The organism is Arachidicoccus sp. BS20, assembly GCF_001659705.1.
Lineage (GTDB): Bacteria > Bacteroidota > Bacteroidia > Chitinophagales > Chitinophagaceae > Arachidicoccus.
This window is the reverse complement of the sequence record NZ_CP015971.1, coordinates 1,996,862-2,009,080: the sequence shown is the minus strand read 5'-3', so window position 1 is coordinate 2,009,080 and position 12,219 is coordinate 1,996,862. Positions and strand designations below refer to the sequence as shown.

At 38.9% G+C, this 12,219-nt stretch carries 7 protein-coding genes; 1 reads left to right on the top strand and 6 read right to left on the bottom strand.

Annotated elements, in window-relative coordinates; all coding sequences use genetic code 11:
* Nucleotides 1-32: 32 nt before the first annotated feature.
* The 6 genes from rho to A9P82_RS09055 form a co-directional block, all read right to left on the bottom strand.
* On the bottom strand, nucleotides 33-1,763 hold the full coding sequence (gene rho, locus A9P82_RS09080) for a transcription termination factor Rho (protein WP_066207007.1): 1,731 nt from the start codon (nucleotides 1,761-1,763) through the stop codon (nucleotides 33-35).
* Between the two features lie 233 nt (nucleotides 1,764-1,996).
* Nucleotides 1,997-2,287, bottom strand: coding sequence for a cell division protein ZapA (locus A9P82_RS09075; RefSeq protein WP_066207004.1), 291 nt, complete (start codon nucleotides 2,285-2,287; stop codon nucleotides 1,997-1,999).
* 6 nt (nucleotides 2,288-2,293) lie between these two features.
* Complete coding sequence (locus tag A9P82_RS09070; protein WP_066207002.1) at nucleotides 2,294-2,575, bottom strand: hypothetical protein; 282 nt, start codon at nucleotides 2,573-2,575, stop codon at nucleotides 2,294-2,296.
* A gap of 195 nt (nucleotides 2,576-2,770) precedes the next feature.
* A complete protein-coding gene (gene pheT, locus A9P82_RS09065; RefSeq protein ID WP_231891131.1) occupies nucleotides 2,771-5,209 on the bottom strand; it encodes a phenylalanine--tRNA ligase subunit beta in 2,439 nt (812 codons plus the stop codon).
* Between the two features lie 98 nt (nucleotides 5,210-5,307).
* Nucleotides 5,308-6,384 carry an acyl-CoA dehydrogenase family protein gene (locus A9P82_RS09060; protein ID WP_066209763.1) on the bottom strand — a complete coding sequence of 359 codons (1,077 nt, stop codon included), beginning with the start codon at nucleotides 6,382-6,384 and terminating at the stop codon, nucleotides 5,308-5,310.
* The gene (locus A9P82_RS09055) at nucleotides 6,371-8,857 is read right to left on the bottom strand and encodes a PIG-L family deacetylase (protein WP_066206997.1); all 2,487 of its coding nucleotides are present in this window, start codon (nucleotides 8,855-8,857) and stop codon (nucleotides 6,371-6,373) included. The genes A9P82_RS09060 and A9P82_RS09055 overlap by 14 nt, the downstream gene beginning before the upstream one ends.
* Before the next feature lie 228 nt (nucleotides 8,858-9,085).
* Between A9P82_RS09055 and A9P82_RS09050 the strand changes: the two genes are divergently transcribed.
* The gene (locus tag A9P82_RS09050) at nucleotides 9,086-12,073 is read left to right on the top strand and encodes a glycoside hydrolase domain-containing protein (protein ID WP_231891130.1); all 2,988 of its coding nucleotides are present in this window, start codon (nucleotides 9,086-9,088) and stop codon (nucleotides 12,071-12,073) included.
* Nucleotides 12,074-12,219 lie beyond the last annotated feature (146 nt).

The following is a 12,219-nucleotide window of genomic DNA, read 5'->3' as shown; positions in this document are numbered from 1 at the left end:
GCGTTCCTTTTTGTTATAACTATTATTTTATTTTATCCGTTCATGCTTGCCAGAAACTCTTCATTGTTTTTCGTTCCGCGCATTTGTTTCAGCAAATCATTCATAGCTTCTTCCACTTTCATGTCGCCGAGATAAACACGCAGAATGTTCATGCGTGAGAGCACTTCTCTGTCCAACAACAAATCGTCGCGGCGTGTTGAAGATGCCGTCAAATCAATTGCAGGGAAGATGCGTTTGTTTGCCAAACGTCTATCCAGCAAGAGTTCCATATTGCCGGTTCCTTTAAACTCTTCAAAAATCACTTCATCCATTTTACTTCCGGTATCGACCAAAGCTGTTGCTAAAATTGTCAATGAACCGCCAAATTCAATCTTACGCGCAGCGCCAAAAAATTGTTTTGGTTTTTGCATCGCGTTGCTTTCCACACCACCGGATAATACCTTACCCGATGCCGGTGCAACCGTGTTGTGCGCGCGCGCGAGGCGCGTAATGCTGTCTAATAAAATAACTACATCATGCCCACATTCTACCAAACGTTTTGCTTTTTGCAAAGCCATTGTAGAAACTTTCACGTGCTTTTCCGCGGGCTCATCAAATGTCGAAGCAATCACTTCGGCTTTCACACTGCGTTCCATATCGGTAACTTCTTCGGGACGTTCATCAATCAGCACAACCATTAAGTAACATTCAGGATGATTGGCTGCGATGGCATTTGCCACTTCTTTCAGCAACACTGTTTTACCCACTTTCGGCGGCGCTACAATCAAGCCGCGCTGACCTTTACCGATGGGTGTAAACAAGTCCATAATGCGCGTGCTGTAATGCGTCGGACCTTGGAATAAATTTAATTTTTCAAAAGGAAATAACGGCGTGAGATAATCGAACGGAACGCGGTCGCGCACTTCGTCGGGGCTTTTGCCGTTGATGGTTTCCACACGCAACAAAGCAAAATATTTTTCGCCGTCTTTTGGCGGACGAACCGCACCAAAAACCGTATCGCCTGTTTTTAATCCGAATAATTTTATTTGTGATGGAGAAACATATACATCATCCGGAGACGACAAATAATTATAGTCCGACGAGCGCAAAAACCCGTAACCGTCGGGCATCATTTCCAAAACACCTTCACTTAAAATAATACCGTCAAATTCAATATTAAACGCAGGTTCTTTTCTTTGATTTTTCTGTGGATAACGTGGTGGTTTTGATTGTTCCTGTGCAGAAGCAATTAATTCATCCTCATCCATTTTTTCCAAATCTTCAGCAGAAATATCGCCCTCTTCGTTACTTAATAATGCAAGCAGGGAGCTCGGAATTTCCGGAATATCATTGTTACTGTTTATGTCTTCTTTTGGAGTCGTATCTGCGGCAGGGGAAGGTGCAGGAGTTGTTTGTTTTTGCACAGGTTGCTTGTTATTTTCTTCTGCAACATCTTCCGTTTTTGGCGTGCGTGCTGCGGCAGATTTTTTGATGATTTTTCTCTCCCTCTTTCTTTCGGGAGCTGCATCCGGTTTTTCATCGCCGCTCATCACTTCAGCATCTTCAGTTGTGTTGGCTGTTGTTGCTTTGACGGTGCGCTTGCGCGTACCTTTAGTTGTTTTTTCTCCGTCTTGTTTATCGGCAGTGTTTACGGCTTGTTTATCAAGAATTTTGTAAATGAGTTCCTGCTTATCGCTTTTTTTACCCACATTTACTTTTAGTTGCTCCGCAATGTCCAATAGTTCGGGCAGCAACATGTCGTTTAATTGCAAAATGTCGTACATAGAAAGTTTTAGATTGAATTGAAATTATTCATTCTTTGCTTGAGTGCAGATAATAATAGTGCGCTCGTTGGTTTTTTGAATTAAGAATAAAAGAATAAAATTGTTGAAATTATTTTTTGAAGAGAACAAACATCGATATGTATTTGGCTGTAAACTTATCGTTTGTTTCCGGTGCAATATTACAACAATAAATTTATTTACAAATTTTTTTTATATTTCTTTAGCAAAATGGGTTATTCATTTAAGAGTTTGTCTAAACGGTTTTCGAGACTGTTGAGTTTTTGATTGGTTTCCTGCTGTTCAATCATAAGACTGCCGGCTTTGTTTTGCTCGGTGGCGAACCAAAGCAAAGCCATTGACACGTAATCCTGCATATCTTTCCCGGCGAAATTGGTTTTGTATTCCAATACTTTGTCGTTAACCAATTTTATGGTTTTGCGTACCACTTCTTCGTCTTTGCGGTTTACTTTAAGGCGAAAAGTTCTGTCGCCGATGACAACTTGTATGACAATTAAATCAACCATAATTTTTTACGCATCCAATAACGATAAACATTTTTCAATGTCTTTCAAGTAGCCGTCAATTCTTGCCTGCAGGCGTTTTTTTTCTTCCGGCGACCAATGTTGCACGCCAATTTTTAAAGCATCATTTTGCCGCTGAATTTCTTCGATTTTTTTATTTGCCTGTGCCAGAGAAGTTTGTGTTTTGTCCAATTCGTTCCTCAGTTTTTGATTGTCTTTTCTCAATTGCTCAAAGCGTTGCAGCAGCTTTTGCAATTTATCTTCCAGACTTTGAAGCGGCGAATTTTCCATAAACTAAAAATTAAAATTTAAAACCACATAGAAACATAGTTTTTCATAGACGAACGAAGCGAAATAGAAAGCTACACAATAGATTTTCATCGAAGATGAAAATACTATGATTTCCTGCACATTCAAATTCTGAACACATTTCAACTCTTAATTTCATAACTAAATTTCCTATGTATCTATGTGGTTTAATATTTTCTACTTCCTTATCTCTGCGTTCAGTTCTTTTTCAAAAGCAGTGATAAGATTGTTGATGACATTATCCACATCTTTATCCGTCAGCGTTTTTTCTTCATCCAAAAATGTAAAATTGATGGCTAAAGATTTTTTATCTGTGCCCAGTTTTTCGCTTTCAAAAATATCGAACAAACGTGTTTCTTTTAAAATGGAAATGTTTAATTTTTTAATAATCGAAAGAATATTTCCATACTGAACCGATTTGTCCAAAACCATTGCCAAATCGCGCTGCACGGCAGGAAAACGCGGTACTTCTTTGTATAAAATTTGCTCGGTTGATTTTATAGAAATTATCATACCAAAATCTATATCTACAAAATAAACCGGCGATTTTATGTCGAAAAAATCTCTTTGCTGCTTCGCAACGGAAATGATTTTTCCTATTCGTTTTTTATTTGCAAGAACTGAAATTCCTGCTTCATCTTCCAAGTTTTTATACTGAATATTCTGAATGCCCGAAAGCTTCAAAACCGCTTCTGTCAAGCCTTTCGCGCGATAGAAATCCAATGCTTTTCCTTTTTCATTCCATTCGTCTTCATGATTTTTTCCTGTGATGTATAAAGATAAATGTTCCTGTTCCGTGTAATTGCCGATGCCTGATGTATGATAGGTTTTACCAAATTCAAAGAATTGCAGATTCGTATTTTTGCGATGAATATTATACGCCAGACTTTCCAAGCCGGTTTCCAGCATCGAAGGTCGCATCACATCCAAATCAGCACTCAAACTGTTGAGCATTTTCACGGTGTGATTCAGAATTGTTTCGTCGTAATATTTGCTGTTGGTAATCGAGTTGGTCATAATTTCATTGAAACCCTGACCAACCAGATAATTAGCGATTCTTTCGCGTACATCTTCTTTAAAACCCAACGCATCCACCGATGGCGAAAGGCGAATAGAAGTTGGAATTTCAATATTATCCAATCCGTCGATACGCAAAATTTCTTCTACAATATCCGCAGGCAAACTGATGTCCGGCTTGCTGAAAGGTACAGCCCACCAAACTTCATCCAGCGAATCTTTTATTTTCTCAAAACCTAAGGCTTCAAGTACATCAATAATCGTTTCCTGATGATAATTTTTCCCGCTCAATTTTTTAAGGTAATGATATTTTAACGCGACCTGCGTTTTCTCTTTCGGCGCAGGATAAACATCCACAATATCCGAACTGATTTCTCCGCCCGCAATTTCTTTAATCAATAACGCTGCACGTTTCAGCACATACAACGTGTTGGAAATATCCACGCCTTTTTCAAACCGCGTAGCAGCATCGGTGCGCAAACCATGACGCACGGATGTTTTGCGAATGCTGGTTGCATTGAACACCGCACTTTCGAGAAAAATATTTTTAGTTGTTTCCTTAACACCGCTTTTTGCACCGCCGAAAACGCCCGCGATACACATTCCTTCTTCCGCATTGCAAATCATCAAATCTTCGGAAGAAAGTTTGCGCTCCTTTTCGTCCAGAGTAACGAACGGCGTACCTTCCGGAAGATTTTTTACAATCACTTTGTTGCCTGCAATTTCATCTGCATCAAAAGCGTGTAAAGGTTGCCCGGTTTCGTGCAACACAAAATTGGTAATGTCCACAATATTGTTGATGCTGCGAATGCCGATTGCTTTCAGTTTGTTCTGCAACCATTCCGGCGACGGCGCAACTTCCACGTTGGAAATAGTAACGCCCGTGTAACGCGGACAAGCATCGGTATTTTCAATAGTTACATCAATCGCGAAATTTTTAGTATCCGGCTTGAAACTATTGACAGAAGGGATTTTATAAGAAGTTTTTTTATGTTCGTGATGTGTGAGATAAGCGCATACGTCGCGCGCCACGCCAATATGACTCATCGCATCCATACGATTGGGCGTAAGACCGATTTCATAAATCCAATCTTCATACACAGAAAAATATTCTGCGGCAGGCGTTCCCGCTTTTACGTCATTTGGCAAAACAATAATGCCCGAATGGCTTTCGCCCATGCCCAATTCATCTTCCGCGCAAAGCATTCCGAAGCTTTCTTCGCCGCGAATCTTCGCAACTTTCATCGTTAAAGGTTCACCGGTTGTCGGGTAAATTGTAGTGCCAACAGTCGCCACAATTACTTTTTGTCCCGCAGCAACATTGGGCGCGCCGCAAACAATTTTTAAAGGTTCGCCCGCACCTATATTGACGGTTGTCAATTTTAATTTATCTGCATTCGGATGTTGTTCACAAGTTAGAACTTCGCCCACAAGCAAGCCTTTCAAGCCGCCTTTGATGCTCTCGTATTTTTCCAAACTCTCCACTTCCAAGCCAATAGAAGTAAGGATTTTGGATAATTTTTCCGTATCTATTTTTTCGGGTAAATATTCGTTCAGCCAATTGTATGAAATAGTCATTGATAAAATCTTATCGTTCAAAAATGAACGCAAATTTAGGATAATCCTACGGATAATGAATTTTTAGCCACAGATGCACAGATTTATTCTTTTAAACATTATCCGAGTATTTTGACAGGTTATACATCCATAAAAATTGCGTGCTGGCTTCCCGTCTGAAAGTCGCGCCACACGCGGTTTATATCAGCATTTCTATTTGCACCCGTCAAACCTGTCAATGGATATAAATTGTTTACAATCTGCCGGCAAACTTTTGCTAATTTCTGCGAAGCATTTGAAACTTCCTGTAAATTTTCATCGGAAATCGTATGCTTATCCAGCAATTCATTCCAGGAAATTTCGACTGATTTGTGCAATTGATTTCTTGCATTTTGCCAATTGCTTTTTTCTTTTTGGAAAATGGATTGAATGTTTTTATTTTCCCACAAAACATTTCCGCCGCGATATTTTTTCTCTTTGAATAATGATTCGCATTCTTCGATAAAATGCAGAGCCATGCCCGAAACGTTAGCTGCAATTGTACTTTCAGCCAATTGCAAAAAAGGATATTGATATAAGGGCGAAGAAATAATTGTTTTATTTGCATCAATTTCAAAACATCTTTCTTTCGGAATAACCACATTGTTCACGGAAAATGATTCGCTCGAAGATGCAATCAAACCAATGCTGTTCCATGTTTTGGAAATGGTTACTTCATCTTTCAGAAAACAAAATGCTTTTATTTTTTGCTCGTCTTCCACAACACAATTTGCCGTAAAAACGGTAGCGAAAGGTGCACCGCTGGCGTATTTCCAACTGCCCGAAACAAGATAATTTTCGTCGTTTATTTTCTTCGCAATACCCGATGCTGCGCCGCTTCCGGCAAGGCAAACATTTTTTTCAGAGAAAATTTTATTTGCAAAATCCCGATTCAAAAAACCGGAAAACCAAGCTGCACCGCTGCATAATGTAAATACCCAGCCTGCGCTTCCATCTGCCCAGCCGATGGCTTCTTCAAACGAAACAATTTGCGGCAGCGACCATTCTAATCCGCCATAATCCTTTGCTGTCAATGCTTTCAGCCAATTGTTGTTAAACAATAACTGTATTTGCTTTGGATGTAATATTCCGTTTTGTTCCGCTTCTTCGGAATAATTTCTTAAAATATCAATCCAATCTTGCTGTAATAATTCTCTGGGATGATTAATGATTTCCATTGTTGTTATGATGCACGAATGCGATAAAATTTGCCAATAATTTGAACGCATCCGGTTGAGCGTTCAATGCCTGCGAAGGTATGTCCAAATTACAATAAATGGCAATGCCGTTTCCGTCGTGTGTATACAATATCGGCGCAACAAATGAATTGTCTTTTAGTGACTGAATTTTTAACGCCGGCTGAAAATGATTGTCGTATTGCAAAGCAAAACCATAAGCGAGCTGATTGTTCCAATTTGCAATGCTGTTAATATCAATTTTGTTTGGATAGCTGAATAGGGAAGAGTCGCCTGCTGCAACAAATTTTAGCGCCAAAGGATTTTTGATGATACTTTGTGAAGCTGTTGTGATTGAATGCGGCAATAAAAAATTCAGCTCGTCATCGTTCGCAAAGCTGATTAATGTGCCGCCTTTGTACACATAATTTTCTAAATTGAATTGTGTCGTTTTCAAAACATTTGTGTCTAAATCTTCTTTTGGTAAATAATTGCCGATAATGATTGCATCATAATTTTTCAAACTGTCCAAATTCAGTTTTTCCATGCTTACATCGTCTGTTTTATAGCCAAGTTGATACAGTGCGTTGTTGAGCGCATCATCCGGCAAACCAAATAAATAAGCAACATGTTTTCCTTTAGTTTTTATTTCATCATTCACAACAGTTGTTTCGTCATGATAATTGTACAGCACATTTGGAATGTAATTGTAATTGATTTCTTTTATGTTTGAGTCAAACGATTCTCCATTACCCGAAAAATTCATTAATACAGAGGGAATCAGCGATTTTGTTTTCGCAACATTCTTTTGCACATCATTGTCTTTGAAAGGAATTTTTATTTTAAAAACGTCGTTTGGCTTAAAGCTGACAGTAGTATCGGAACGATACAAATATTCAGGAATGTCGGACGTAGTAGCTTGCCCGTTTTTTGTTGAAATCTTTCCAAGTTTTTGTATTTCAACAATCGTGAACATGGTGCCGGAGAACATGGTGCGGAATTTTAAATTAATATCCGTGTTTTTATTCGCTTTGGTATCGCCTGTAACATTTGTCAATAATACGAGCGGTTGCTGAGAAACCAGCACAGGCTCTACGGCGTAAAACGGTTCAACAATATCGCCGTTCATCCTGTCAAATGTGTGATAAACAAGCGGCGTTTTAATTGTCAATGGCAGATTGTTGACAATCAAAGTAAAGGTTGCGGAATAGCAGGCTGTATCAATTAATTTGTCCGTCATTGAATCATCGATGCGATAAGACTGAGTTGTTCTTATCGGTTTGTTGAGCCAGAAAGGCTGGTAAGCATTATCGTCCAAAGAAAGATGAAATTTCTTTGTAAAAAGATAATTGCTTTTTGCAGCGAGCGAAGTGTCAAATTGATAAATGGAATCGTTGATGTGAAGATTGGAAATTTTTATATCAGACAAATTATTTTTAACTGAAACAGAAAAATCATAATCTTGCCCAAGAACGCCGAAAGGCTTATCGCAAAAGGCTTCTGTGGAAATTCCTGCACAGCAAAGAATAATGTTTTGCAACTGTTGCAGCTTTATTTTTTTCCAAAAATTATCAATACCGGATTGATTAATTTGTTGATATAAATCAGTCAAATTTTTCAACGATTTTTCAGGATGAAGAAAATCAAATTGTGCAGCAATTGAATCAACCTCATTATGAAAGTCATTGCCGGTTCTCGACCACGAAGTATCAATATTTTCAAAAAGGCTTTTTGAAGAAGACAATAATGGTTTCAAATATTGTGTGTCTTTTCTCAAAGGAAGATTGCCCAAATCTTTGAACACGCTTCGCTCGCAGAGATAAGCTTGCTTCGCAATTTCATTATAGGTTATTCCGCTTGACTCGTCGGTTTGATTGGTATAAACGGGAATGCAATCGTTTCTGTTTATTTGTAAAGAATCAGGAACGTCCCAAAAAATTTGTTTAGCGGAAACGGTATCTAAAAAATTAAAACGCCCGGCTAATTGAATGGAGTTATAATCTTTATTACTTGCTCTTTTATTTGCTTCAATTATCAGCGAAGCAAGTATGCCGCCTGCGCTGTCTTTATCATTGTTATAAGGCGTGATAATAATATCAGGACGGAAATAACGAATTGCCCAAACGAGATTTGACATAATCAAATCTTCGTCCCAAACGCCGAAAATCTCTTTTGTAGAAGGATAGTTTCCCAAGTCCATCGCACAAGTTATCAGCGGCTCAAAACCAGCTATTTTAGCGGCGTTGGACAATTCTTGCGTATGAATAATTCCTAAATCAATTCCTTTTTCATAGCCTGCATAATTCGCCATTTCTTCTCCGCGCGTAAGACTTAGATAGCCGATATCACAATGTTTATGCTTTGATAAATATGCAAGCAATTGCGTATCTTCATCGCCGGGGTGCATACCAACATACAACACGCGTGCAAACATATTCAGCGATTGAATGTTGTTGAAACTTTGAGAATTATTCATCTGCGCGAAGCAGGCATTTACGCAGATAACAGATATAATTATGATTATCGGTTTCTTCATGTTTTAAAAATATAGGCTAATATACTAATTATTTAGTTTAATAACGTACCAATAGTTTAAATATCATTTGTCTGTCTTTCAATTTTTTAAAAATGCACTTACGCAACCGATTGCTTTTTGTACAAAACGCATAAAATATTATCTTTCCAATCTCTATAAAATATTTTTATGCAGAAATTTTTGTTCACAAGTTTAGTGTCTTTATGTATGCTCGGAGCTATGGCGCAAACGCCTGTTTTGAAATATACAAATGCGCATGACGATTGGAATGCAGATAGTTTGGGAACGCATCGCGTTATAGTCAATGTAACATCCAAAGGCGATGTTGCGAAGGTTATAATTCCCTGGCGAAGACGAGATGAGAATCCGCAGAATAAAGATGTAATTTTGGTGGATGCGCAAACATGTTCGGTTGTGAAAAATGCATTGTTGAAAGATGTTTCGCGCGAACAGGGAACCATTTATTTTGAACCTACTTCGGGTGTTGGCAGATACTATGTTTATTATATGCCGTATCATATCAAAGGCGTTTATTATCCCAAGACAATTTATTTACCTGTAAAAAATACGGCAGATGAAAATTGGTTGGCAAAAACCACAAAATCTACGCTACAAGCAGTTTGCAGCGAATTGCAATCGGTAAACGGATTTAATAATTTTTATCCGATGGAAGTAATTGCAACACAAAAGGAAACAGATGATTTGATAAAAAAGAACAGCGATAAAAGCTATCTTGTTTTCCCCGAAGACAGATTGCATTCCATAAAAATGACGAATGATTTGCCTTTTCGTTGGATTAAAAAAGGTGTGCAAAATTCTTTCAAAGATGAAGCTTTGCGCGGCGAAAATTTTGCTTACCAACTTGGAATTTACCCGGCAAAAAAAGATTTGAAAAATGTGCGCGTTGAGTTCTCAGACCTGAAATCCGCATCTGGCGCGGTTTTGAGCAAATCGATTATGCAATGTATCAACAACGAAGGCGTGAATTGGATTGGAACGCCTGAAACATTTATGGTAAATGTTCCGCAGAAAAAAGTACAAGCATTGTGGTGTACAATTGATATTCCGGAAGATACAAAAGCAGGCGTTTATGCAGGCGCAGTCAAAGTTTCAGTCGATAATGCTCCAACGACAACTGTAAAAATCTCTTTGAAAATAAACGACCAAATTGCTAAAGACCACGGCGTAGATGAGCCTTGGAAACAAACGCGACTGACTTGGCTGAATTCCACTTTGTATGAAAAAAATACCGTGATTGCGCCCTACATTCCTTTGAAAAAAAGTGGTAATGAAATTTCTTTGTTGGGAAGAAAAGTAACAATTGCCAAAACAGGTTTTCCCGCACAACTGCAAAGCTTTTTCACACAGGAAATGACAAGTATCAGCAATCAACCGAAAGATGTTTTGACCGAACCCATTCATTTTCATTTTACAAAATCCGATGGAAAAGATATTGCTTTCAATTCGTCGCTGGTTGATTATACGGAACAAAGCGAAGGCACCATTTCCTGGCAAGTAAAAAATACTTCGCCCGAAATTGAAATGGATGTAAACGGCTCGTTGGAATTTGACGGATTTATTAATTATACTGTGAAAGTAATTGCTTTGCAAGATGCAGATTTCAACAATATTAATTTGCACATTCCGTTTCAACCAAGCGTTGCAAAATATATTTTGGGCTTGGGAAATATCGGGCAAAAACGTCCCGACAGCATTGCGTGGAAATGGCACGTTGATACTTTAAATCAAGACGGCGCGTGGCTTGGCGATGTAAATGCGGGCTTGCAATTTTCGCTGCGCGACCAACATTATGTTCGCCCATTGAACACCAATTTTTATTTGCAAAAACCTTTGTTGTTACCAAGTTCCTGGGGCAACGACAACAAAGGTGGTATCAGCATTTGGCAGAAAGGCAAAGCCATTTTGGTCGATAATTATTCCGGTGCGCGCAGCATGAAAAAAGGCGATACTTTATATTATAATTTCAGAATGTTGTTCACGCCGTTTCATACGCTCGATACCAAGTCGCATTTCGCCAATCGTTACATTCACAAGTACATTAATACAGATACAGCGAAGGCGTTGGGCGCAACCGTGATTAACATTCATCAAGGCACGGCAATCAATCCGTACATCAATTATCCTTTCATCAAAACCAGCGAAATGAAATCATATATTGACAGTGCACATGCGCTGGGAGAGAAGGTAAAAATTTATAACACAGTGCGCGAATTGTCCAACCGCGCTTATGAATTGCCTGCATTATTCAGTCTTGGAACAGAAATTTTTTCGCCCGGAAAAGGCAACGGTTATCCTTGGCTTTGTGAGCATCTTGACACCAATTACATCGCGGGTTGGTACACGCCCGAAGCCAACGATGCGGCGATTGTGCAAAACGGCATGAGCCGCTGGCACAACTATTATGTGGAAGGAACTAAATGGTTAGTTAAAAATGTTGGCATTGATGGTTTATACTTGGATGATGTTGCTTTCGACCGCGACATTATGAAGCGTGTGAAACGTGCTTTGTTGCAGGATAATCATCCCGGATTGATTGATTTACATTCTGCCAATCAGTTTGACAAGGCAGACGGTTGGAATAACAGTTCTATTTTATACATGGAATTATTTCCTTACTTAAATCGTTTGTGGTTCGGAGAAAAGTTTGATTATGAAAATAATTCCAAAGATTATTATCTTACGGAAATGTCGGGCATTCCATTCGGTTTAATGGGAGAGATGCTTGAAAATAACGGCAATGCGTGGCGGGGAATGCTCTACGGCATGACAGACAGATTGCTTTGGTTTGACAATGCAGACCCGCGCCCGTTGTGGAAAGTGTGGGACAGCTTTGGCATTGGCGATGCCAAAATGATCGGGTATTGGGTAGATGATAATCCCGTAAAATCGGACAATGAAGATGTGCCTGTAACCATTTATAAAAAAAATAATTCAGTTTTAATATCGCTTGCAAGCTGGGCAAAAAACGATGTAAATATTCACTTGAAAATTGATTGGAAAGCGCTTGGCATCAATCCTTCAACAGCAACGATTGTTGCGCCTGTGATTGATAAATTTCAACCTGCAAGAGCGTTTAAAATTGATGAAGCGATTCATGTTGAGAAGAATAAAGGCTGGTTGTTGATAGTGAAGTAAGATTGACTTTTGGCGGATTAAAATTTGTCTGCTGCTTGTATCACAATATGAGCTGGAGTTGTAAGTAGTGCCCTCTGCTTCAGCATCCGGTACATATTTGGTTTGCAGAGAAATACACCCTGCTTATCGCTCAGCCTTTCAGCTGA